General features: G+C 54.8%; 12 protein-coding genes. 6 read left to right on the top strand and 6 right to left on the bottom strand.

Annotated features, from left to right (window positions below):
* Positions 1 to 2: 2 nt before the first annotated feature.
* The 3 genes from FYC48_RS04865 to FYC48_RS04855 all read left to right on the top strand — a co-directional run bounded on the left by FYC48_RS04865 (position 3) and on the right by FYC48_RS04855 (position 6,913).
* Positions 3 to 1,334, top strand: coding sequence for a sulfatase-like hydrolase/transferase (locus tag FYC48_RS04865; RefSeq protein WP_160149319.1), 1,332 nt, complete (start codon positions 3 to 5; stop codon positions 1,332 to 1,334).
* Positions 1,335 to 1,446: 112 nt separating this feature from the next.
* The gene (locus FYC48_RS04860; RefSeq protein ID WP_149495478.1) at positions 1,447 to 5,484 is read left to right on the top strand and encodes a DUF1553 domain-containing protein; all 4,038 of its coding nucleotides are present in this window, start codon (positions 1,447 to 1,449) and stop codon (positions 5,482 to 5,484) included.
* Positions 5,474 to 6,913 carry a DUF1501 domain-containing protein gene (locus FYC48_RS04855; RefSeq protein WP_149495477.1) on the top strand — a complete coding sequence of 480 codons (1,440 nt, stop codon included), beginning with the start codon at positions 5,474 to 5,476 and terminating at the stop codon, positions 6,911 to 6,913. The genes FYC48_RS04860 and FYC48_RS04855 overlap by 11 nt, the downstream gene beginning before the upstream one ends.
* Here the strand turns inward: FYC48_RS04855 and FYC48_RS04850 are convergent.
* The 5 genes from FYC48_RS04850 to FYC48_RS04830 form a co-directional block, all read right to left on the bottom strand.
* On the bottom strand, positions 6,910 to 9,573 hold the full coding sequence (locus tag FYC48_RS04850) for an ATP-binding protein (RefSeq protein ID WP_149495476.1): 2,664 nt from the start codon (positions 9,571 to 9,573) through the stop codon (positions 6,910 to 6,912). The genes FYC48_RS04855 and FYC48_RS04850 overlap by 4 nt on opposite strands.
* A complete protein-coding gene (locus tag FYC48_RS04845; protein WP_200836535.1) occupies positions 9,570 to 10,832 on the bottom strand; it encodes an ABC transporter substrate-binding protein in 1,263 nt (420 codons plus the stop codon). Before FYC48_RS04845 ends, FYC48_RS04850 begins: the two co-directional genes overlap by 4 nt.
* 386 nt (positions 10,833 to 11,218) lie before the next feature.
* Positions 11,219 to 15,592 (bottom strand): PVC-type heme-binding CxxCH protein, encoded by a 4,374-nt coding sequence (locus FYC48_RS04840; protein ID WP_160149318.1) that lies wholly within the window; start codon positions 15,590 to 15,592, stop codon positions 11,219 to 11,221.
* A gap of 50 nt (positions 15,593 to 15,642) precedes the next feature.
* Entirely contained in the window at positions 15,643 to 18,378 is a 2,736-nt protein-coding gene (locus FYC48_RS04835; RefSeq protein WP_149495474.1) for an MGH1-like glycoside hydrolase domain-containing protein, read from the bottom strand.
* A 282-nt stretch (positions 18,379 to 18,660) separates the two neighbouring features.
* Entirely contained in the window at positions 18,661 to 19,857 is a 1,197-nt protein-coding gene (locus FYC48_RS04830) for a phosphoglycerate kinase (RefSeq protein ID WP_149495473.1), read from the bottom strand.
* Between the two features lie 334 nt (positions 19,858 to 20,191).
* On the opposite strand from FYC48_RS04830, the gene FYC48_RS04825 reads away from it, so the two are divergent.
* From FYC48_RS04825 to FYC48_RS04815, 3 genes are all read left to right on the top strand, one after another.
* Complete coding sequence (locus tag FYC48_RS04825) at positions 20,192 to 21,220, top strand: hypothetical protein (RefSeq protein WP_149495472.1); 1,029 nt, start codon at positions 20,192 to 20,194, stop codon at positions 21,218 to 21,220.
* Positions 21,221 to 21,289: 69 nt separating this feature from the next.
* Positions 21,290 to 21,976 (top strand): DUF2461 domain-containing protein, encoded by a 687-nt coding sequence (locus tag FYC48_RS04820; protein WP_149495471.1) that lies wholly within the window; start codon positions 21,290 to 21,292, stop codon positions 21,974 to 21,976.
* A gap of 347 nt (positions 21,977 to 22,323) precedes the next feature.
* The gene (locus FYC48_RS04815; protein WP_149495470.1) at positions 22,324 to 23,529 is read left to right on the top strand and encodes a nucleoside monophosphate kinase; all 1,206 of its coding nucleotides are present in this window, start codon (positions 22,324 to 22,326) and stop codon (positions 23,527 to 23,529) included.
* A 245-nt stretch (positions 23,530 to 23,774) separates the two neighbouring features.
* Here FYC48_RS04815 and dprA read toward each other — a convergent pair whose 3' ends face one another.
* Positions 23,775 to 24,941: a DNA-processing protein DprA gene (gene dprA, locus FYC48_RS04810; protein ID WP_149495469.1), complete on the bottom strand. Its 1,167-nt coding sequence runs from the start codon at positions 24,939 to 24,941 to the stop codon at positions 23,775 to 23,777.
* Positions 24,942 to 25,089 lie beyond the last annotated feature (148 nt).

Raw genomic sequence — 25,089 nt, 5'->3', positions numbered from 1 at the left:
TCGTGATCATTGCCGACGACCTTGGCTATGGTGAAACTGGGATGATGGGCAATCGCGAGATTCCGACACCGAATATCGATCGCTTGGCCGATAGCGGAGTTCGTTGTACAGCGGGATATGTCACATCGTCATACTGCAGCCCTTCACGGGCGGGGATCGTGACTGGAAAGTATCAATCCAGATTTGGATACGATCACAACCCGACAGGTAAGCGAAACCTACTCCCCAACGCGGGGCTGCCACTCACAGAAATCACCTTCGTCGAAAAACTACAACAATCGGGCTATCGAACAGGTTTGGTCGGCAAGTGGCATCTCGGTGCGGTCCCAGATTTACATCCGCTCGAACGCGGGTTTGATTCGTTTTACGGTTTCCTTCACGAAGGTCACTTTTATGTCCCTGGCACCGTAGATCAACCAGAATCGTTTGCCGACGTCGTGACGATGATTCGCGATCAGCGTGTCGCCGAAGGCGAGCGTGTCCGTGAAGGTCAGTTCATCCGTGGTAACTATGCACCGATCAATGAACCCGCGTATGACCAAGACAACCCGATTCTTCGCGGCACCGATGTCATCGAAGAGTCACGCTACCTTACCGAAGCGATTTCGGAAGAAGCCGTCGAGTTTATCAACCGCAACCGTGAATCACCGTTTTGCTTGATGGTCGCATACAACGCCGTGCACAGTCCGATGCAGGCGAAACTGGATGACTGTGATGCGTTACAACGCATCGAGGACATTCAACGTCGGATCTTTGCCGGAATGTTGGTCTCGATGGATCGCGGAATCGGGACAATCCTTGACGCCGTTGACGAACATCGCTTGCGACGGAACACACTGATCGTTTTCGTGAGTGACAACGGAGGCCCGACAAAGGAATTGACCAGTAGCAACGAACCGCTTCGAGGTGGCAAGGGTTCCTTGTATGAAGGCGGCGTCCGGGTTCCAATGATTTGGAGCTTTCCAAATCGACTGCCCGAAGGGACGGTCGAGTCACGCCCCGTTCTCAGCCTGGATATAGCGGCGACGGCCTTGGACCTTGCCGGATTGCCTCAGGAGGATTCCCTTGACGGCAAAAGCTTATTCGATTGGATCGATTCACCGTTGGCCAAAGGTCACGAGACAATCTTCTGGAGAATGCAGCGTGGTAAGAAAGCACTTCGCAGCGGAAACTGGAAAATCGTTTCTCCCTCCGACGGTCAACCGTTTGAACTTTACCACCTCGCGAGTGACCTTGGCGAAGCACGTGACCTAGCGAAAGAGCAAACTGAAAAACTGAGTGAACTGGTCAACCGCTGGCAAGCATTCAATCGCCAGATGCCGCCGCTAAAGTGAAGGCTGCCGAGGTCGCTCAAGGCCGAAAAACTTGCGATCAGCCGTCGAAGTGCTTAGGGTAGCGATACCCACCTCCCGCCTTTTTATCCTTCCTAGCCGCGGCGGCCTCGCGATGCTCGACTTTCGAAGCCTGTTTCCCGTTCTGCTGATCGGTTTGTCGAGTATGGCAGCGGCGGCAAATCCTGGGTCGGTCGATTTTTTTGAAGCGAAGATCCGACCGGTTTTGATCGAACACTGCTACGACTGCCACAATTCCGACGGGGCAGACGAAGGCGGCTTTGTCAGCGACTACCGCGATGGGATTCGTCGCGGCGGCGAGTCGGGAACATTGATCGTCCCAGGGCAACCGGAGGAGAGCCGTTTGCTCGCGATCATCCGCCATGAAATTGAAGGGCTGGAAATGCCCGAAGGCGGTCCCAAGCTAGATGATTCCGTCGTCTCCGATTTCGAAGCTTGGATCCGCGCCGGCGCCGTCGATCCACGCGATGAGCCACCGTCTGATGAAGAACGCCAGCAAGCGACTTCCTGGGAAGAAACACTGAAGCGACGGAAGCAATGGTGGAGCTTTCAACCCATTGCAGATGTTCAGCCGCCACAATCAGCGTCCGGCAACCCGATCGATTCGTTCATCGACCAGGCCATCGAGCAACAACAGTTGACACGTTCGGCACCCGCCGAGCCCGACGTGCTGGTCCGGCGTCTATTTGTTACCTTGATCGGCTTGCCACCCACAGTCGAACAAGCACGTCAGTGGACCGAACGAATCGCGGGGGCTGTAGATCCTAAATCGAAGGAACGAGTGACCGCAGAACTGGTCGACACGTTACTAGCGAACAAACACTTTGGCGAGCGCTGGGCCCGACACTGGATGGACTGGATCCGATATGCCGAATCACATGGTAGCGAAGGCGATCCGACAATCGATGGCGCGTGGCACTATCGCGATTATCTAATCCGCGCATTCAACAACGATGTCTCCTACGATCGACTCGTCCGCGAGCATATTGCAGGCGACTTAATTGACGAGCCTCGTATCAATCACGATTTGGGGATAAATGAGTCATTGATCGGTACGGCCCATTGGCGGATGGTGTTTCACGGCTTCGCGCCAACCGATGCCCTGGACGAACGCGTTCGTTTCACCGATGACCAGATCAACGTATTCAGCAAAGCCTTTCTGGGACTAACGGTTTCGTGCGCCCGTTGTCACGACCATAAATTCGATGCGATCAGCCAAAAAGATTACTACGCGATCTACGGAATACTGCAATCCTGTCGTCCCGGCCGAGCGATCGCAGACGTTCCGGAGAACCTGCGACGACACAACGAGCGACTTGATCATCTGAAGCAACAAATCAAATTGGCGCTCGCAGACCAGTGGCAACAATCACTCCCGCGTCTCACGCAGCGATTGATCGAAGACGACTTTGATGGGGCCGCAAAAGACAGCATCCTTGGGTTGCTGCTAAATGTAAAAGCGGAATTAAAGACCGGCAGAATATTCGAAGACGTGTGGAAACAATTACAACCCCGCGACTCCGTCAATTCTGATCGAACGGACTCCACGAAAATCACACAGTCTTGGGACCTTGGTCGAAAGGAAGACTGGAGCGATTGGTACGGAGTCAACGATGGTTTTGTGCGTGGGACCAGCGCCGGTAGCTTCGCAATTGAACCCGACGGGGACCGATTGATCACGGGAATATATCCGGCCGGCGTCTATTCACACCTTCGTTCGCAAAAGCATCCGGGCCGAACGAGCAGCGTCGACATTCCCTTGCCGGAAGGTCAATCGTTTTGGGTCGAATCGATCGGCGATTCGGGGGCTGCCGTCCGTTACGTCGTGCATGACTATCCGCGAAATGGCACCGTTTATCCCGTCAAACGCCTTGATCGACAATGGCGATGGCGATCCTTTGACGTGAGTTATTGGTCGGGTGACCAAGTCCACTTGGAAGCAGCGACTTCTCGCGACGCGCCGCTATTGGTGTCCGGACAAGACCGATCTTGGTATGGAATCCGGCGTGTTGTTTTAGCCGATCAATCGTGGTCACCACCCGATCAAAAAACAGAATGCTTGACGGCATTGATGCAGGCCGTCAAGTCGCGTCCACCGCATTCACTGAACGATCTGGCGCGGCTCTACACCGACGTTCTTGGAGAAGCGATCACTCGCTGGCGTTCAGGGACGATCGATGATTCGCATGCATTGTTTCTTGATCAAGCCGTCCAGACGACGATGCTAGACAATCGTTTCGAACACTGTCGTGAAGCTCGCAGAGCGGCAATCGAGTATCGAAAACTGGAAGCATCCATCCCGGTGCCCATCCGAATCCCATCGCTGGACGAGACCCGTCCCGAAAACCAGCCTTTGATGATTCGTGGGAACCACAAACAACTTGGCGAAATCGTTCCCCGACGTTTCCTTGAAGCGATCGATTCACAACCCTATCACCAGCCCAACAGCGGTCGCTTGGAACTTGCGGCGGATCTGCTGCGTGAAGATAACCCACTGACTCGTCGTGTCGTGGTCAATCGATTGTGGCACCATTTGTTCGGCCAAGGACTGGTAACGACTCCCGATAATTTTGGACGCTTAGGTGCAAAACCTACCCATCCAGAATTACTCGATTATCTGGCGAATCAATTTGCCGAAGATTCATGGTCGATTAAATCGATGATACGACGGATCGTTCTTTCGGAAGCTTGGCGTCGATCCTCCCGGGCCGATACAGACACCAAATTGCGTGATCCAACGAATCAGTTTCTGGCTCGAGCCAACTTACGGCGTTTGGAAGCCGAAGCGATTCGTGACCACTTGCTATCGATCTCCGGCGAGTTGAATGACGAGCTTTTCGGACCGCCGGTCAAGGCTAACATTCCGCGACGTGGCCTGTATGTCAACGTGGTCCGTAATTCGCTCGATCCATTTTTACGTGCATTCGATTTTCCCGAACCATTCAGCACCGTCGGTAGTCGACCTGCCACGAACGTTCCGGCTCAGTCGCTCGCCCTCATGAATGATGCCGCCGTCGCGAGGTCGGCCGATCAATGGGCGCGACGGATTCTGGAGCAGCCGTCGATGACCAACGACCGCGACCGCATCACGCAGATGTTCCGGCAAGCGTTTTCACGTGAAGCATCCGCTGATGAAATTGACCAAGCAGTGCAATTCGTTCGACAAGCCGAGCGAGAGATCGAAACTTTGATCGATAAACGAGAAGCTCTAACTCAGCGGCAAGCGAACCTGGATCGCGAGATCGAAGCGGCGTTTACGTTAGCCCGCAAGCAACTTACGACGCCCAGCCCCGGACAAGAACGAAATACTCCCAGCGTCCAACCCATCGCGAGTTGGGACTTTACCAAAAACACCGATGACTTGATTGGCGACCTAAACGCTTCGTTACAAGGCGATGCTTCGATCGGCCCCAATGGCTTGGCGGTCGGTTCGAAAGCGTATGCGGTTGCGGGCCCAATTCCGCGACCGATCGGCGAAAAAACACTCGAAGCATACGTCAAGCTTTCCGACCTTGATCAACGAGGCGGCGGCGTGCTGACGCTGCAGTCACCCGACGGGCGAGTCTTTGATTCAATCGTCTTTGCGGAACGAGAGCCAGGCCGCTGGATGTCTGGGAGCGATCATCATCGCCGTAGTGAGAACGTCGGTGGGCAACAAGAAACGGAAGCGGCAGGGCGACCGGTTCATTTGGTAATTACCTATCATGCTGACGGACGAATCATCCTCTACCGCGACGGCGTCCGCTACGGCCAACCATCAATTGTTGATGGCCCCGTCATGTTCGCCGCCGGTGAAGCGATGGTTAGCTTCGGCGTTCGACACCTTCCGGCGGTTGGCAATCGTTCGCTTTCAGGACATGTGTTGCGAGCCGCCGTTTACGATCTCGCGTTAACGGATCGGCAAGTCGGCGACCTAGCTAAATCAGCGCCCAAATATATCAGTGAGCGGTTACTGTTAGAGACGATGTCACCAAAACAAAGTGAACTCGTCAGGCACAATCGTCGCCAAAGACAAGCGTTGCAACCTCAAGTCGATTCATTGGCATCGATCGGGAATGATCCACGCCGGCAAGCCTACACAGAACTCGCCAAAGCGATGTTCTTGTTAAAGGAGTTCATCTATGTTCGGTAGCCGAAGGCAATTTTTAGAAACCGCATCAACAGGGTTCGGTGCCGCAGCATTATCCACGATCATGGCGTCCCAACGGGCGACAGCCGATCATCAAGGCGGTGAAACGCTTCCGGAGGACGCGGCGCTCAAGCGAACTCACTTCCCGGCCAAAGCAAAGCATGTAATTTTTTGCTACATGTCCGGCGGAGTTTCCCATTTGGATTCGTTTGACCCCAAACCGGAACTTCAGCGATTGCATGGCAAATCGATGCCCGTAGCGATCGAGCGGACTCAGTTCAACAACAACGGCAACGTGATGGCCAGTCCGTTCAAATTTCGCCAGCATGGCGAATCGGGAATGCCGGTCAGTGAGCTGTTTCCACATTTGGCCGGTGTTGTCGATGAACTTGCGGTAATCCGCTCCATGACCACCGCGGTCAATGAACACGCCCAAGGCAACTTCGTCATGCACAGCGGTTTTCCTTTTATGGGACACCCCAGTGCGGGGGCGTGGTGCTCGTACGGCTTGGGCTGTGAAACCGATGATCTACCCGGTTTCGTTGTACTCCAAAGTGGCGGAGCGGTCGCACCGCACGGTGGCGTCAGCCTATTTAGCAGCGGCTATTTGCCGGCCGAACACCAGGGATCGATCCTAGTCGCCGACGCACAAGAAGCGATCCGCAACCTTCGTCCCCGTGGGGTACGTCGATTGCAGCAGCGACGCTTGGAATTTGCGTCCGCGATCGACTCGCGATTTGTTTCTCAAACCCAACATGACTCGCAGGTCGAAGCGGCGATCAAGAATTACGAGACCGCATTTCGAATGCAGGCTTCGGTTCCAGAACTATGTGACCTTTCTCAAGAGTCTTTGCAAACAAGACAATCGTATGGTTTAGAATCCAAAGATAGCCAGATGGCCGCGTACGGCCGGCAATGCTTGCTCGCCCGACGATTGGTTGAAAAGGGTGTTCGCTTTATTGAACTGAGCTGTCTGCCGCAAACGCCCACCGGCAATCAAGCACCCAACCCTTGGGATCAGCACAGCGGGCTGGAAAAAGGCCATCGCGTGATGAGCCGGCAAGTCGACCAGCCGATAGCGGCATTGATCAAGGACCTAAAAGATCGTGGCCTGTTAGATGAAACATTGATCGTATGGGCTGGGGAATTTGGAAGGACACCGTTTTCCCAAGGTAGCGACGGACGCGATCACAATCCGTTTGGATTTAGCGTCTGGATGGCCGGGGGCGGCGTTAAAGGCGGCGTGGCCTATGGTGCGACCGATGAACTCGGTTATTACACCGTCGAAAACAAGCTTACCGTTTACGATTTATGGGCCACCGTCCTTCACCTTCTTGGTGTCGATCACACCAAACTCACCTATCGATACAGCGGTCGCGACTTTCGATTGACCGACGTACACGGGGAAGTGATCTCCCCCGTGTTGGTCTAGACGTCGGCTTGCGTTGGCGTTGCGATCGATTGGGTTGCCGAATCAAGATGGCTTTGCCGAGGCGTATCCAACTGGATCCCTTTTTCCCACGGAAAGCGAATCGTGAATTCCGTTCCGTGGTCTCGGTCTGATTGCACTGAAATGCTGCCGCCGAGCATTTCGCAAGCTGCCTTGACCGCACTCAGACCGACGCCGCGTCCGGACAAGTCCGTTGCTTCGCTGCGTGTGGAAAAACCATCGGTAAACATTGCTTCGAGTAAGTCTTCTCGGCGATCCGCCGGTAGACCGAGCGACGTCGCCTTCTCACGAATCCGCTCCCAGTCCAAGCCTCGCCCGTCGTCGCTGAGACTGATTTCCATCCAACCATTGACAACATCGCTGGACAACCACAATTGTCCGGCTTCACTTTTTCCAGCGGTCAGTCGTTCCTCCGATGACTCCAGTCCATGATCGACGGCGTTGCGAACGAGATGGATCATCGTCGGCCAAAATGATTTCAATCGTTCGGCGGGAAGACTTAGTCCGCCATCGTCAGTCGTCACATGTATTTTTTTGTCAAGTACCGTCGCGATCCGTGCCGCATGGTCGGCCAGTCGATTCAATTGAATGTTGACCGGTTCGAGTAGACACTGTTCGACCAATGGAAGGATGTCGTCGTATCCTGCTTCATTACGCAGCAAATTTGCCAGACGCTCTAAATCAGATCGCATCACATGGATGATGCCTTGGTCGCAGGTATCGAGGAAGGTTCCCATCCTGCTAAGCCCCTGATTCCAGCTTAAATTCAGCGATGCGACTTCTTCATCGCTCGGCAATCGATTGTCATCTTCGAGGATCGATTCGAGTTCATGAATCTGATCGGAGATCGAACGAAAGCCGATGATCGCGCAATTACCTTTGATCGTATGAATGATTCGTTTCGAAAAAATCATGTCGTCCGTCGTGCCGACACTTTCGATCAGCTTATTGCACTCTCGGATCGAGTCACAGAATCCGTCGCGATCTCGGAGCAAGTTACCGATAACTTCTTGCAGTTCTTTGATGGCCCGATCGGCGCGTTCGGCTTCGAGATGGGCGGTAATATCTTTGACGATAACCAGAACTCGATTCAAAGTCCCATTTGAACTGACCTCTCGATACTCCAATTCATAAGTCCGGCCGTCCAAGGTTAAGCGAGAAGGTGCCTGAGCGGCAGCGACTTCGAATGGAAAAATTTCGGAGACAATCTGATCGAAACCCATCCAAAACTCGTCCGAAAGGTTATCGTCATCGCCCGCCAGATACTCCCATAGCTTCGCGTTCTCACGCGGCTCACCAAACCATTCGACCACTGCTTTCGATCGCTCGGGAAGGATCAATCCATCGGTATCAACCGTGAAGATACCATCACCGGTACTATCGAGTACCAATTGTAGTGACGCGGTTCGCTGCTTGACGGCGAGTTCAAGACCGCTATTCGCTTCGGCCAGGCTTTGCGATAGCTCACTCAACCGCTCGTTCTGTGATCGCAAATCAAAGACACTCGTGCGGACACGAAAAGCGGCAATGATCATACAAAGCAAACCAATAATGACGATGAACGCCGTCGCCGCACGACTCCCACTGATCGTGTTCTCGGCAGTGCCGCTCGTCTCAGTCGCGAATCGCTCTGAGAATGCGAGCAAGCTTGACGTGCACCGTTGAAGAATGTGGGCAGAACGTTCCGATTCGTTTTGGATTTGACGCAGTTCCTGTCTGCGCAGCAGGATTTCGCGACGCTTGGCGGCGAGCGATTCGTTTGAATCATCGACCCGTTCGATCAACATGTTGGTCAATTGATTCAATTTCGCCAGCCGATCTTGATATTGGTCGTCGGTCAATACGCGTTCGATTTTTTCAAGTGACTTGCGGAGTTTCAATGAATTCTGAGCGGCTTCGTTGGCCGACAATGAATTTAGAATGTCAGTGTTGCCGGCGGCAGAGATTTTCCCGGCCAACGAATTGAGTTTTTGAGCCGACAAATTGAATGCCTCGATCGCTTCGGATTGCGCTCGGGTGTCGCCGACAATCAAATCTCTCAAGTGCGATTGATCTGTGATCTCGTGATCAAGGTCGTGAGCTACCTGTCGCATCTCGAGTACATATTTCAACCGCAGAACTCCGGCGATCGCCGCGGTCTCCTGAAGCAGGTGCTTTAAGTCAGCATCGACTTGGTCTTGAGCCCATTTGAATTCTTGCTCGAGTGATTCGGTAAGTTTGGCAACATGGAATAACTTTTTGCGAGCATCAAGAAATTGCTCGACTTCCGAATCCAGATTCGATGTCGCATCCGTTGGAAAGTGCTTCGCCGAAACGATAACGGGATCGGTAAGCTGCTGTTTTAGTTGGGCAAGACTTTTTAGCGCTGCGTGTTCATCTTGTTTATCATTTTCCAACGCCTCGATCTGTGTCTGATCGAGTGTATGAAGATTGCTTTGGCTAAGAAACATGCGTCCGACGGCTTCGTTCAATTCCGCCAGCTTACTTTGCATCGGAATGACCGACGTCGATAGCTGCTTGATGGATTTCCCAAGCGTATGCTGGACAACGCACACAGTCACGATCAGGCTTGCGAGAACAAATGCTCCCAATGTCGCGATCGTTTTGACATTGCGTTCGATTTTCAGCGAAGACTGACTCATTGATTCGTCCCCTGGACTTCAAAGCGTTTCGCGTCGACGACGGATTGATTCCAATCTTCGAGTAGGACCAATTGTCCATCGCGAATCGACGTGGGCCAGATTTGGTGGCTGAATTGATGTTCGTGTTTATCTAATCGATGTCGAATTCCTAGACCAAGGTCGATCGCATGATTGCTTTCGACCGCATCGATCAATGTTTCAGAGGTCGCGTCGTTACCGGCAAGTCGCAGGCTTTCGACGAACGCTTTGCCGACTAGGTAACCTTCAAAACTGACAAAGTTCTGATGTTGCGCAGGCACGATGTCACGAAACTCGGCCGCCGCCTCGGTCGTCCCATTCGGCGTCGGAACAACCTGAGTGATGATAACACCGTCACCCCACTGGCCGAGTTCGGTCACCAGGGATGAACTTCCGACGAAAGAGACGTTCAGAAAGATTGGATTAAACCCGTGTTTCCGGGCAAGCTTGATGAACCGCGCGCAGGGCTTGTAGGCTCCTACCATCACGACCGCCTTGACGGTTTCTCGTGGATCCATCAAACGGCTCAGTCCGTCTTCGACGTCGATGGTGTTTCGGGTGTAACGGCCGTGCGGAAGGAATTCGGCGTCGGCAAATCCGATTTCTTTCAAGGCGGCGACGGCTCCCTTCCATCCCGCGTCGCCGTAAGCATCGTTCTGTGTGAAAAAGCCAATTTCATTGGGCGAGAGCTGAAGCTCGTTGACGAGCCCCTCGATCATCCGAGCGGTTTCTTCCGCGTACGAAGCCCGATAGTTGATCACATAGCGATCAGGCGGTGTTCTTCGCAGTAGCCCGGCACCGGTAAACGCACCGAACATTGGAACCCGCTTTTCATTAGCGATCGGCACCGCGACCGCTGCGGTCGGTGTGCCCACGTTTCCGATCACGCACAAGACATTGTGTTGATCAATCAAACGACGCATATTCGGCGCCGTCATACTGGGTTCATAAGCATCATCGATCGTGATCAGTTCGAGCGTTCGTCCGGCCACTCCTCCCTGCCGATTGATCGACTCAAAATACGATTCGATTCCAACCCGCATTCCATTGCCCAGAGCACTCGCCGGGCCACTAAACGCGGCCGACATTCCGATGCGCCACGTATCGGTATTCCGCGTCGCATCGGAAACGTCTTCCGCGGCAACCTGGTTCCCCGCAAAGATGAAGGTGGCATAGATGACCGCGATACACGACGTCGACCGAACAGCCAAAAACGCGTTGGGGTGGGTTGCCCGAGGCATAGTAGCTCCAATGAGACGCCGTCATCGGCCTGCTTCAACAGACACTTGTGTGAAAGATACACGGTCAGCTTGGGCTACTATTGCAGCGATGTCGAAAGATCGATCCCGTCATTGATCATGGGTTGTCCCTAAGTGACGGTGAAATCGCCCTCGAACGGTGACGCATCGCGGTCATCGGCGTCCGTACAGAAACGAAAGCCGTTTAGACATCGGTAGCGACGCAACGGTATTCCGATCGGGCCGATATCCCTATGCCCCGCACAAAGTCACGTCCCACATCAGGTCACGCCCGGTACGAAGCGATGACCGGCGGCAACCGGTGGATGCGTCCAGTGCCGTCGATTGACTTGCCGCTCATCTCGCCGAGTGATCAATGATGCCGCGAATTACTCGTGGACGAACGTTACTTCTTCGCTTCGAAGTGCGATTGATTCCGGTAGCTCTCGTCCGTCGATTTGGATCAATAACGTGTGCTTGCCCGGTTCGAGTGCGACCAAATCGTCGACCGTACCGCGATCCATCCCGTCAATCCAAACGCGTGCCTTGTCGATGTTGTCAACGGCAAACTTTGCCACCGTCTTCGAACTGACCTCAATCTTGGTTCGCAGATAGATGTTTACCAACGAAGTGTGTCGCGGCTGAACAGTCAACTCTCGTAGCTGGTCTCGTTCGATATCACCGTTGACGCGAGCTTGTAAAGGTTTCCAACCTTGGAGCGGTTTGCCAGCGACGATTTCTTCGTTGCCTTCTTGCTCTATCCGGTGGGAACCGGCGAACACTTCGAGCACCCGTGCGACGGTTTGTCGACTTGCATCGAACTTGCCAGGCTTGCCCAATCGTGTCAGGAACTTGATCAGGTCCAATTGATCTTGCTGTGACACACGATCGAGTAGGGCTGCCGGCATAAGCGACTTACCTTGCTTCACTTGAACGACTTCTTCGCGAGGCAACCGAATTAGTTTGCCTGTCGCATCGCGGAGGACGAGTTCGTCTTCAGTACTTCCTTGTTCGATTCCGGCGAAGACTTGCCCGTCGTCATTCAAAACGGTCACGCTGTGATAGTTCTCTTTGATCTTCGCGTTGGGATCGAATAGCGACTCGATGATATAGTCGATCGGAGCACTTGCGCCCAAGCTAGTCATGTCCGGACCGACCTTTCCGCCAACGCCACCGATCGCGTGACAGGTCATGCACTGCAGATCGTTACGCCGGTAAACCCATTCACCGCGATCGGCATCACCACGGATCTCTACCAACCGACGGACTTCACGCGCCCGTTCGGGTGACCATGCCGAAGCCGTCATCGTCAAACCGCTCAATGGCATCAATGTATCGATCAACGGACCGGAGTTTTTACCAATTTCATTCGCGGCACGGATGCCTGCTCGAGCGGCGACCTCGCTAATCCCGCCGGCGGGAATCGAACTGACCAACAATTTTTCGCCATCTTTGGTCGACAACATTGAACGCCAAAGTCCGATCGCCGCCGTCTCATCTTCGATTTCGGTAAGCGCGGTATAGAATGGGGCAACTGCTTTGGAAGCATTCATCGAAGCGAGCGAGGAAATGGCGGCGTTGCGAACAACGATTGCCTCGGCATTCCCCGCAAGGTCCACGAGCGCTTCAAGTGCCTTTTCGCCGCCGCAAGAACGCAGGGCCATGATCGCATTTTGTCGAGCCGCATCCGAAGCTGTCACTTGTCCGGCGATCTTCGTTAATTGTGGAACGAAAAATCGCAATCGCCACGCACCGATCAAGTTCACGACGGCATCACGAATCGCCGGCTGGTCGTCCGTTAACAGTGCGCCTAATCCGCGGCCTGGCTGGTCTAGCGTTGGCGCCACTTTACGAAACTTCTTGGCATCGGCGACCGCGTTGATCGCGCGAACCAACGCGTCGTTTTCGAAATGCCGGTCGATCACTCGTTGGTAAAGCGCGGTGACTTCGCTGGGACCGCCTGCCTTGGCAATCAATTCGATCCAGGGACCGTCTCCATTGCTGGGGATTTCGTTTCGCTCGATGTAGCGACTCAGAAAAGCACTCGCTTTGGCGGCGGGAACGCTCGTCAGAACAAATTCCAACTGTGCTTGTCCATAGTCCGCTTGGTTTTGTTGTTGATTCAAATCCGCGATCAGACGATCGGTATTCGCATCGACGTTGTTAAACAAGGCATGGGAAATAAACCGATCGGTCGGGCGATTAAGTGCGTGAAGCGACAACTTGATTGCCTCGAGCGTACCGACTTTTTCGAGGGCACAGATTGACTCCAATCGCACGCGTGCATCGGTATCGACGATCAAACTTTTCAGCCATTCGATCGCCTGTCCACCTTCGACCGACACCGCTGGATTCGATGGATCGGCCCAGTCGCCGAGCAATCGTGTCGCGGCGGCGCGGGCGTCGGTGTCTTCGCCGGTCAAAACTGCTTTTAAACGATCGATGTTCGGATGACCGATCGCGGCGGTCAATCGAACAACATCGACCTGCTGACGTGGTGTCTTCGCAAGATCCCAAATCGCATCAAGCTTGCCGGCGGTCTGCTCGGCTTGTTCGATCAAAACGCGGCGTGATTGTTCACGAAGGTACCGATCATTCCCGAACAGGTTCGCCACCAACGTGTCCGTGGTTTGATCTCGAAGGTTGATCGGCTGACGAGTTGAGTGGCTCTTGCTCGTGATTCGCCAGATTCGACCGTGCCAACGGTCACGACGAGGATCACGAAAGTCGACTTCACCATGATTGATGATCGGATTGGACCAGTCGGCAACGTACAGTGCGCCGTCGGGGCCTTGTTTGACGTCGATCGGCCGAAAAGTGCTTGCGTTGGTTCTCAGCAAGTCGCTTTCTTGTGTGGTTACGAACCCTGATTCGGATTCAGAGAGACTGAAACGAGTCACCCGGTTGGCTCGGAAATCACAGGTCACAAACGAACCTTGCCAATCCTTAGGGAAGCTCTCGCCCTCGACGATTTCACCGCCGCAGAATTTCGGATAACCACCGGGGCTGATCAGTTGCAGCAATTGCCGAGCGCCTGGGGTGGGCCGAAACGTCGCCCCGGGAAACACGTACGCGATCCCTTCGAAACCGGCACCGTCGGTCATGAAGGAGTTTCCGTGTTGGTCAAACTGATGTCCCCAGGGATTCCAAAGTCCCCGAAAGAAGATATCCATCCGACCGTTGCGTGGATCAAAGCGGAGACCACCACCGGCTTTAAGTCGTGTGACGCCAAATGGGGTTTCCGCATCGGTCCGCGTGTAAACCGACTGATTCATGTAAAGACGACCGTCGGGGCCAAAATTCAGCGTATGCAAATTGTGGTGTGTATCCTCGGTCCCAAAACCGCTGAGCACTCGTTGTCGTCGATCCGCGGTGCCATCGCCATCGGTGTCTTCCAGATAAAGCAAGTCCGTGCTCTGTGCGACATACACGCCGTTACCCGACGGGGCGATCCCGGTGGGGATCAACAATTGATCGGCGAAGATCGTGGATTTATCAGCGGTTCCGTCATTGTTGGAATCTTCCAGAATCAGCACTTTATCCGGTAATGCTTGGCCGACTTCGATCATCGGATAGGCTTCACTGCTGACCACCCACAAGCGACCTTGAGGATCGAAGTTCATGTGGATCGGCTTGTTCAGCATGGGATTTTCAGCCCAAAGCGTGACTTCCAAGTCGTCACCGACGACAAACTCCGGAAGTGGCTGCGGGGTGAATTCGGCGTACTTCGATTTCAGGTGCCGCGTGTCTGCTTTGGGCTCGGTCGTCTTGAGCGATCGTAAGGCAGCGATTTTCTTTTCCTCTGCTTCGATCAACGGGTCGAACTGGGGAATCTCGACGGCGTTCTGCCCTTGCTCGTGCTTTCGAAAGCCAAAGACATAGGCCATGTTTGCTGGCCGTGATCGATGAAACCACAGACGATTTTTTTCCAAGATCACTTGTCGCAACGCCGCGACCGACGGTTCATTGTTCCAATCTTGATGTGTCATCCCCAATGATCGTGCGATGTCATTGGCGATGGCTTTGTAACCGGCTTCGTTTAAGTGGACGGCGTCTTTGCGTTGGTTGGGATCGGTCGCCGAATCACGTAGATCGATCGTATGTCCGTCGGTTTTCTTACTAACGGTTTGGATTGCTTCGGTAAAGCGATCGACAACATCACGGCTCAGTACCGAATCCCCGACCGGCGAGATCGGCGACAGGAAGAGCAAACGGCAGTCCGGGGAAGTTTCGCGAACACGGTTTGCGAGCCGCTCAAGTTGCGAAGTGAATCGGTCGGTCGCTTGGTCAAGGGTGATCGTCGCTCCCGGACGTTTGGATGCCGCGGCGTACTCCAAAGCGTCCGCCATGCCGTAACCGATCATCGCGACGGTCGGCTTGGTCAAGTCGATCTGTTTTTGCAATTGTTTCCAGCCTTCATCGGCAGGCTCGTTTCCGGCTTGCAGTAGGCTGAGTCCGAACCGAGAATCGCCGGCGGGGGTGTCCCCGTTCCAGCCTAAGTTCCGAAAAGTGACGTGATCGAGCGGATCGGCGGTTGTGATCATCGTCTCGATCCAACCGAAGTATTGCTCCTGTTCGATTAAGCCATCGCCGATCATGACGACGCGGTCACCATCGGCGAATCGGAACGGGACCGACTCGGCGACTTGTGCCTGACAAGCGGAGGGCCGAAGACTCGCGGTCGGGAAATTCGCGGTTAGGAAACTTGCGGTCAGGGCTACCAACATCACCGAGACGGCAAAATTCGGGCGTCGTCGTATCATCAATCGATCTAGCAGGAGGGCGTCGGGACAGGAGAGGACGCCCATTATATCTAAACCGTCGCGATTGGCGTGTGTCTTGGTAGATCCGATTGGCTGCGGATCATTGACGCAACCAATGCCGTCCAGCCCGTCTGGTGACTGGCCCCTAGCCCACGCCCGTCGTCGGCATGGAAGTATTCGTAAAACAGAATCAAATCCTTCCAAGCGGGATCGTCGCCGTACCTTGATTCCGAACCGTGCACGGCACGTGTGCCATTTTCGTCGCATTCAAACAGCGAGATACAGCGACTTTCGATTTCCGTGGCCACTTCCATCAACGTCATCATCTGTCCGCTCCCGGTCGGGCACTCGACCTTGAAGGCGTCCCCGTAGAAGGCGTGATAGCGTTTGAGCGACTGGATGATCAAATAATTCATTGGCAGCCAGATCGGTCCGCGCCAATTGCTGTTCCCGCCAAACATCGCGCTGTCACTTTCACCGGGGACGTAGCGAACTTCGTGACGTGTGCCGCCAAAATCGAAGACGAAAGGTTCTTTGCCATGAGCCGCCGAAAGGCTGCGGATGCCATACTTTGACAAGAACTCTGATTCATCCAGCATCACGCTCAGCAATCGCCTGAAGCGGTCTTCGCTTGGGATCGCCAGCAATCGCCGAGTGACTTTCGTATCGTCATCTGGTCCTTCGCCTTCCAGGTACGTCATGTGACTGGACAGATCCGGCCGACTGTCCAAGAACCATTGCATTCGACGTGTGAAACCGGGAAGCTTGCCAATAATTTTCTCTTCCAGGATGACACCGGCCATCAACGGTAACAGGCCAACGAGAGAGCGGACACGGATCGGAATCGATTTTCCATCGACGTACAGATGGTCGTAGTAAAAACCTTCTTCTTCGTCCCACAATCCGGTGCCATCCATCGTGTTCATCGCTTCGGCGATGGCGACGTAGTGTTCAAAGAACTTGCTGGCCATGTCGCCGTACGCTTCGCTTTCGTCGGCAAGCTCGATGGCGATCCGTAACATCGTGCCGCAATAGAACGCCATCCAAGCGGTCCCATCGGCTTGCTCCAAATGACCGTTGGGAAGTGGCTTACTGCGATCAAAGACACCGATGTTATCGAGTCCCAGGAATCCGCCGCTAAAGATGTTCCGTCCACGCGGGTCTTTTCGATTTACCCACCAAGTGAAGTTCAACAACAGCTTTTGGAACGCCCGCGCAAGAAACGAGCGATCCCGCTGCATCGGTGGACCGCTTGCTTTATAAACCTGCCACACGCCCCAGGCGTGTACCGGTGGATTGACGTCATCGAGGTGCCACTCGTACGCCGGGATTTGTCCACTGGGGTGCATGTACCATTCGCGCAAGAACAGGATCATTTGCTCTTTCGCGAACTTGGGATCCAGGTGAGCCATCGGGACCATGTGAAACGCCAAGTCCCAAGCGGCATACCAAGGGTATTCCCATTTGTCAGGCATCGAGATCACATCGCGGTTAAACAGATGACGCCATTCGCTATTTCGGCCATGCTGACGACTTTCAGAAACCGAAATGCCGTTCGGGTCGCCTTCCAACCACGTGTTGACGACATAGTGATAAAACTGCTTCGTCCACAGTAGCCCGGCGTACGCCTGACGCATCACACCATGACGACACTCGGGAATCGAATCGGGGATTCGGGTCTTGTAGTACTCGTCGCATTCTTCGATCCGCCTACGAAATGTTTCGTCAAAGCCTTCGCCAAACGCCGATTCAAAGAATTGCTCGATACGGCCGCCGCACGTTTCGGCGGCGATCGATTCGTCAACTCCGCTTAACCGCAGCTTCAGCACCCGAGACTCACCACCGGGAATTAAGTTCACGCCGTAGGGCGCGCACTTCGTCCCGGTTCGAGCGGGGTTGACCGTTCCCGTGTCGCCTTCGATGACGTATTCATGAAACGCATCTTTGTGGTACTTCGATTCCGAAGGCAAACCGGGATGGCGTTCGGGGTTCGTGTCATTATCGGTAAACAGCCAAGACCACGCCTCTTGGTTGTCCATCATGTCACAACTAAACCAGAATTCACCGAGTGTTTCATGTTTGACAAGGACCGACTGGCCAACTTGTTCCATCGTCGGGCGTTGGAGACACCCTTCATCGGTGCACTGCCACGTCCATGTGTTGCGAAAGAAAAGCTGGGGCACCAAGTGCAACACCGCGGGCTGTGCGCCGCGATTGGTCACGGTCAGTCGGATCAGTAAATCGTTGGGGCCATCTTTGGCATATTCTGCTTGAATATCAAAGTAGCGTGATTCGTCAAAAATCCCGGTGTCACAAAGTTCGAACTCGGGATCGTTGCGTGAACGCGAGCGGCTTTCGGCGACCAAATCTTCGTAGGGATAGCGCGCTTGTGGATACTTATAAAGCGCCTTCATGTAGCTGTGCGTCGGCGTGCTATCGAGATAGTAATAGCACTCTTTGACGTCTTCGCCATGATTGCCTTCCGGCCCGGTCACACCGAACAAGCGTTCCTTTAGGATCGGATCACGTCCGTTCCAGAGAGCCACCGAGAAACACAATCGTCCCTTGCGATCGGTGATCCCCAACAAGCCGTCTTCACCCCAACGATAGGCGCGGCTGCGGGCATGATCGTGGGGAAAGTACCCCCAGGTTGAATTTCCGTCTTCGCTATAGTCTTCGCGTACGGTGCCCCATTGCCGTTCGGACAGGTAGGGCCCCCATCGTTGCCAGTGGCGTTGGCGGCGTTCACTTTCGATCAAACGCTGGTCTTCGGCGGTGAATCTCATGGGACGCGTTTTCTCGGTGGTTCAAAGCTTAAGATAAAAAACGGGCCGAACTTGCGAACAGTCGCAAGCCCGGCCTTGGATGATCGATCGAGGCGGTCGTGTCATCACGGTGCCTCGAGCTAATCGCTTTAGGCCCAATCGCTCTAGTGCTCCGTCTAAACCAAATGTTCTGGTTCGGCTCATCAGACGAGCGTTAGCCGCGGTTACTGCACCGAAACCGTGGCTAACGCCATGCGGCTAATCCTAAAATCAAAAGTTGACGAAGCACTAGGCCCAATCGCTTTAGGCTTCGTCGAGTAAATCGACCGCGGCGAACGCTTGGCCTTCGAGCATTGCCAGGCTGGCCCCACCGCCGGTGCTGACATGGGAAACCTGATCGGCGAACCCGAGTTGATCAACCGCGGCGGCACTGTCGCCACCGCCGATAATGCTAATCGCGTCGCTATCGGCAACGGCCTGTGCGACGGCTTTGGTCCCGGCATCAAACGGCGGCTTTTCGAACACGCCCATCGGCCCGTTCCAAACGATCGTCTTGGCCGACTTGAGGATCTCGGCGTACTTCGCACTCGTGACCGGACCGATGTCCATGCCTTCGAAACCGTCTTTGATCGCACCGGCATCGACGACTTCTTTATTGCACCCGGCCGGATCTCCGAAATCGTCGCCGCAATGCGTATCGACGGGCAGGACCAGTTTATCGCCGCCCTTTTCAATCAATTCTTTGGCTAGGTCAACCTTGTCTTTTTCGACCAAGCTATTTCCGATCGATCCGCCTTGCGCCAGCGAGAACGTGTAGGCCATCGCGCCGCCGATCAAAACCGAGTCACAGATGCCCAGCAGGTTATTGATCACGTTAATTTTGTCGCTGACCTTGGCACCACCGAGGATCGCCACGAAGGGACGCTTGGGGTTGCCGATCGCATCGCTGAGGTATTGGATTTCTTTAGCGACCAAATGTCCGACGACGCGAGGCTTGCCTTCCATCGCAAGTGGAACGGCGTACATCGATGCGTCTTTGCGGTGGCAAGTCCCGAAGGCATCGTTGCAGTAAGCGTCGGCAAACGCGGCCAATTTTCCGGCGAACGCTTCGTCACCCTTTTTCTCACCGGCGCTGAATCGCAAATTCTCCAATACCAGCACATCGCCATCGGTCATCGCGGACGCTTTCGAAGTCGCGTCGTCGCCGACGGTATCGGTGGCGAACGCGACGCCTTTGCCCAGCAATTCGCCCAATCGCTTAGCGGCCGGGGCGAGCGAAAACTTTTCTGCGTCAGACGGATCTCCGCTAGGGCGTCCCAAGTGGCTCATCAGGATCAGCTTGCCGCCGCGATCGATGACACTTTTGATGCTGGGCAACGCCATCCGGATACGGCGATCGTCGGTGATCGCTTGTGAATCGTCCAAGGGGACGTTGAAATCGACCCGCATCAGGACGGTCTTTCCGGCGACGTCGATCTGGTCAATGGTTTTCTTGGCCATCTTTCGTTCAAGTTGGAGTGTAAAGTTCGTGCTTCCTTTGGTGGCCTGAATTATTCAGGACCCAATCAAAGGTGTCGAGGGTGCCAGACTTGAGCAATTTCGCGGCGAACTCAGAACTTTTTCGCCCCTCGGTGGGGGTCTGTGCCGAGGTGACGAAATCACTCAACTCCGATCGCCGCTTTGGCCGAACCTAACCCTGGGGTCTGGGACATCCGCGGACGTTTGCTGCCCGAATGACAGCAACGGCCTCGTGGTCGCATCAACGCAACCCAGTGTGGGCAAACTATTACGGCCCACACCTGTCCGGCATTCCCTCCGAACTCTAGGGATTTTGGTGGCAAAAAAGACCGGGCATATCGAATCCTCGGCGAGCGAATTCGGTCGTCGCTGTCGCTTTGTAGACCTTCGGTGGGCAACCTGGCTGTCCGCCGTGGTGTTTTGCTGCGTGTTGCCTACGACCATTCATGCCGAAAATCCCCGCTTGCGGAGCCCTTCAGGACGTGCCGGCGGAGATTCCGAGGATGACACCAAGCGATCCGGCGGGCTATTCGGAATTCGTTCGCTGATCGGTTCCGATAAGAACGAGCAGATAGCCGACGCCGACGACTTGATCGATGCTTTGCCGGTCGAACGGTTAACGCCCCAGGCTCGGCAACGAATCGCCTCGATCACCGACAAGCCGACGATTCGCCGGCGATTGCCCGCCCAGGCGATACGCTGCGACGAGGATCTGTTTCTCTTTTTGACCCGTCAGCCGGAAGCTATCATTGGGCTGTGGGACCTGATGGGCATTACCAATGTCCAGGCCGAACGGATCGGGCCGTATCAACTTCGAGCCGATGACAGCAGCGGAACCACCTGCGTGATTGACTTGATTTATGGTGATCGCAATCTGCACGTCTACTATGCCGAGGGCATGTACGATGGCAAGTTCACGCAAAAACCGATAGTCGGAAAAGGACTTTTCGTGTTTCGCAGTTCTTACGCGATCGCGGCCGACGGCGAAACAACTGTGATGGGAACGCTCGATTGCTATGTCAAATTCGAAAGTTTGGGCGCAGATCTGATTGCCCGTTCGTTGAGCGGCTTGATCGGAAAGTCCGCCGACCATAACTTTGTCGAAACGGCCAGTTTTATTAGCCAGGTTTCCGGGGCTTGCCAATCCAATCCGAAAGGGATGCTGGATATGGTCGAGCAACTCCCCCAGGTCGACGATTCGGTTCGAGCCCAATTTGAAACGGTGGTCAAAGAAACCTACCGCCGATCGGTCATTCGCCAAGCGAGCCGAGCGACGTCCAGCCGAGCGACAACTGGCACCGGCAATGAATCCCGTCAGCAAGGTGTCCAGCCGACGCGTCGCTAACGAAGGGGGCCGATCAAGGACGATTCGCCCACTAGCACTCGTCCACCCCCTAATCATCCAGGCGACCGAATGAGCGGACTGATCCTCGATAAGAAGCTGTTCAAGTTCCTGCGGGACCTTCGCGATCACAACGACCGCGATTGGTTCGCCGAGAACAAAAACCGTTACGAAACTGACGTGCGTGGCCCAGCGGTTGAACTCGTTTCGCGATTGCAGAAACCGCTCGACAAGGTCGCGCCGATGCTGCATGTGGTCCCCAAAGCTCACAACGGGTCGGTGATGCGAATCTACCGCGACACTCGATTTAGCAAAGACAAACTACCCTACAAAACCAACGTCGGCATTTCGTTTCGCCACCAAGCCGGGAAAGACATTCACGCACCGGGCATCTACTTGCACTTCGATCCCGATGAGTGCTTTATCGGGGCGGGCTGCTGGCGTCCAGACGGACCGACCTTGGCGGCGATCCGCGCGTTGATCGATACCGACCCCAAAGCTTGGAAACGAACACGCAACCAAAAATCATTCGCACAACATTACGAGTTGGTCGGTGAAAGTCTTAAAACCGCGCCACGTGACTATCCTAAAGACCACCCGTTGATCGAAGACCTTTGGCGTAAAGACTTCATCGCGATCGCACCCTTTACAACTTCAGAAGTCACCAGCGCGAGCTTTCCCGATCTCGTCGTCGAACGTGTCAAGCAAGCGCGCCCGTTGATGCGATTTTTGTGTGATGCGATTGACGTTCCCTACTGATCAATCTGCCTCGGGTTCGATCATCGACACACGCGGCGGCGCGAGGTTTTTTCCAGCCACGCCGTGATTTGTTTTCTAGTCGCCTTCCATTCCGGGCGTTCGTTTCGCTCCGCCGATGCAAGTCGACTTGTGCTACTTCGCACTGCAATTCGTTGACTTTTCGACGCAACCGACCTGACGATCAATAGGCTACTGCTAAGGGTGGTCTGCCCTCCGTCAATTGAATTTGTTTTGCTCGGTGACTCGCGCTGCTCACCGAGGCAAGTAGAATCGCCGATATTTCAGACGGGCTCGGGTGTCGAGCCGTTTCACTGCCCACCATCCTTCATGCCACCCGCTGATCTGCCGTGAATCGAGCTCCTGAACCTGAACGCAAACAGTTGCCGCCCGACGACCTTGAAGTCAAAGACGCGCAGCTGATTTTCAATTCTGTTTGGAAACAGCTCGAAACAGAAAGAGGGCATTTGAATTTACGGTTCCCCACCGAGTTGATTTTGCTGGGCGGGGCCCCCGGGGCGGGCAAAGGAACCAACACGGACTTCATCCGTGAGGTTCGCGACATCTCGGCCCAACCGATCGTCGTCAGTGAACTGCTTAGCACCCCCGAAGCTCAACGGATCAAGGCCCAAGGCGGCATGGTCGGTGACCGCGAAGTCGTTTCGCTGATCTTCAACAAATTGCTCGAACCGCAATTTCAAAACGGCGCCATCCTGGATGGTTTCCCACGAACGAAGGTTCAGGTCGAATGCCTGAAGATGCTGTACGATCGCATGAAGGCACTGCGCCGCGAATTGATCGACAACCCGCACCTGGAACAGATGAAGCCTCCGGTGTTTCATATCATGGTCTTGTTTGTCGATGAATCAGAAAGCATTCGACGTCAATTGATGCGTGGCCGTCAAGTGATCGCGCACAACGAGGAAGTCTCTCGCTCGGGCATCGGCGAACTTTGGGAAGAACGCGCCACCGACTTTAACGAAGAACTTGCCCGCAACCGTTACCGCGTCTTTAAAGAGAAAACATACGACGCGTTGGTTTCGCTGAAACAACTGTTTCACTTTCACTTCATCAATGCCCAAGCCGATTTGGTGATCGTTCAAGAAAATATCTTGAACGAGTTGGAATACCAAAGTTCACTCGAGCTTGACCCACGAACGTTTCACACCATCGGCGATATTCCGCTGGCAAGTCACATCGTCCAGCATGCGCGACGTGATTTGGTTCGACGACTAGATTCGTACGAGTACGATCATCCCGAAACGTTTCACCGGATTGTCAAACTGATCGAATCGAAGTTCATCCCAATCGTCCTTCGGCATGCGATTTCCGGGCGGGCGACAATCAGCAGTGAAGACGAGATCCTGGAAGACCCGCTCGCACTTCAAATGCTGATCGATGTGTTCTCCGAACGCGGTTACCACGCCGTAATCGATATCCGCAGACGCACGATCCCCGAACGTTTTGATTTAGAGACCGGCAAGATCTACTGCGAACAAATCAAAGTTTATCGCATTGCCGTCTTCTTCAAAGGTAGCGAAATCCGTCGCGGCTAGTGCATTGCCTCGGTTGAAAATATCTTGAGTGCAACGCCTTGAATGCAACGCGTTGTCAGCTCGGAGAGCTGAACGACATTGTCGTTCGGATCTCCGAGCCGTAAACGCTATGCATCGTCTCGTCGGGTATGCTCGTTTCGCCAAACCGAAACGCTGGAAACCGAACAGGAAGTCGGGACCGTCCTATGGATGTTTGGTGCCTAGTCCACGGGATAAGCTCCTCAACATTCACAGGTGCAACGCGTTCAGATCCTTGAAACGTACTGACCGCTGATTCGGCGGATCAATTTTCGCATCTCTAGAACGCTGATGGTCGCCATCACTTGGTGAGCGGCCAGCCCGCTCGAAGCGATCACTTGGTCGATCGGTGTGCTCGCCGATTCGATCGCGTCGAGGACTTGACGCTCCAAGTCGTTCAACTTTAGCTCTGCGGGATTGCGCACCTGCCGGTCATCTTCGGTCACGATGCCGCGCCCCATTGGCCCGATCGCCTCCAGAATATCGTCAACCGTTTGTACCAAGGTCGCGCCTTCGCGGATCAATTGGTTAACGCCTCGTGAAGCGCGACTCGTCACCGGTCCGGGAAGTGCTAGGACATCGCGTCCGATCTCGCCAGCTAGCCGCGCGGTGATTAGCGCGCCACTGCGATCGGGCGCCTCGATCACCAGTGTGGCCAAGGACATCGCTGCGATCAATCGATTGCGTTGTGGGAACATGCCCCCGCGTGGTTTGGCGTCGGGGCGATACTCGCTGACCACGGCTCCGTCGGCCGCGATCGCATCGGCTAATCCGACGTGTTCGGCAGGATAAATCTGTCCCAGTCCACCTCCAAGCACCGCGATAGTCCTGCCGCCGGCAGACAAAGCTCCTTCGTGTGCGGCCGCATCGATCCCTCGGGCTAGCCCCGAGACGACAGTGACACCTGCCTTCGCCAATCCATATGCCAATCGATCCGCTTGGCGGGTACCGTAGCTGGTCGCATGACGTGTCCCGACAATCGCGACGGCTAACTGATCGGCCGACTCGATCGTGCCGCGCGAAAACAACAAGGGAGGCGCGTCATGAAGATCACGCAACGAAGCCGGGTAAGCTCCTGATGCTTCGAGCAGCAAATCGACGTCGTGTTTTTGACACCAAGCCAAAATCCTTGCCGCGTCGACGTGATGATCGGCGGTCCGGATCCGATGAATCAGTTTCGGCCCCACGCCGGTCACCGTGGCCAATTGTTCTCCCGAGGCGGCGAGGACATCGGCGGGTGTTCCGAAGCGTTCTAGCAACAAACGCAAGGTTCGTGGACCGATGCCTGGCAACATCGATAACCGCAACGTTTGAAACAATTCCGCTGGCGGGGCCGACTCCTGCCGAGGGGTCAGCGTGGTCCGCACAGCCACGTCGTTATCCGAGCGGTCCATCTTGGCGGTTCCAATAGAAAGGCAAATTGATCCGACACCCGATCGGACCTCACCCGCAGGGTATCGTCTCCCCCACCGGCAGTCTACGGAGGCGTGCGCCGTAATTCATCTCCGCCGCCTTTCCGATCCGCGATGGCCGCCGTTGTCC

The sequence above is a fragment of the Roseiconus lacunae genome, assembly GCF_008312935.1.
Lineage (GTDB): Bacteria > Planctomycetota > Planctomycetia > Pirellulales > Pirellulaceae > Stieleria > Stieleria lacunae.
This window is presented reverse-complemented; position numbering and strand designations above follow the sequence as displayed.

Bases quoted from the DNA above. Each gene is read 5' to 3' on its own strand.
- dprA (WP_149495469.1), bottom strand. From the start codon at position 24,941: ATGGACCGCTCGGATAACGACGTGGCTGTGCGGACCACGCTGACCCCT.
- FYC48_RS04835 (WP_149495474.1), bottom strand. From the start codon at position 18,378: ATGAGATTCACCGCCGAAGACCAGCGTTTGATCGAAAGTGAACGCCGC.
- FYC48_RS04820 (WP_149495471.1), top strand. From the start codon at position 21,290: ATGAGCGGACTGATCCTCGATAAGAAGCTGTTCAAGTTCCTGCGGGAC.
- FYC48_RS04830 (WP_149495473.1), bottom strand. From the start codon at position 19,857: ATGGCCAAGAAAACCATTGACCAGATCGACGTCGCCGGAAAGACCGTC.
- FYC48_RS04855 (WP_149495477.1), top strand. From the start codon at position 5,474: ATGTTCGGTAGCCGAAGGCAATTTTTAGAAACCGCATCAACAGGGTTC.
- FYC48_RS04845 (WP_200836535.1), bottom strand. From the start codon at position 10,832: ATGCCTCGGGCAACCCACCCCAACGCGTTTTTGGCTGTTCGGTCGACG.
- FYC48_RS04840 (WP_160149318.1), bottom strand. From the start codon at position 15,592: ATGATACGACGACGCCCGAATTTTGCCGTCTCGGTGATGTTGGTAGCC.
- FYC48_RS04860 (WP_149495478.1), top strand. From the start codon at position 1,447: ATGCTCGACTTTCGAAGCCTGTTTCCCGTTCTGCTGATCGGTTTGTCG.
- FYC48_RS04850 (WP_149495476.1), bottom strand. From the start codon at position 9,573: ATGAGTCAGTCTTCGCTGAAAATCGAACGCAATGTCAAAACGATCGCG.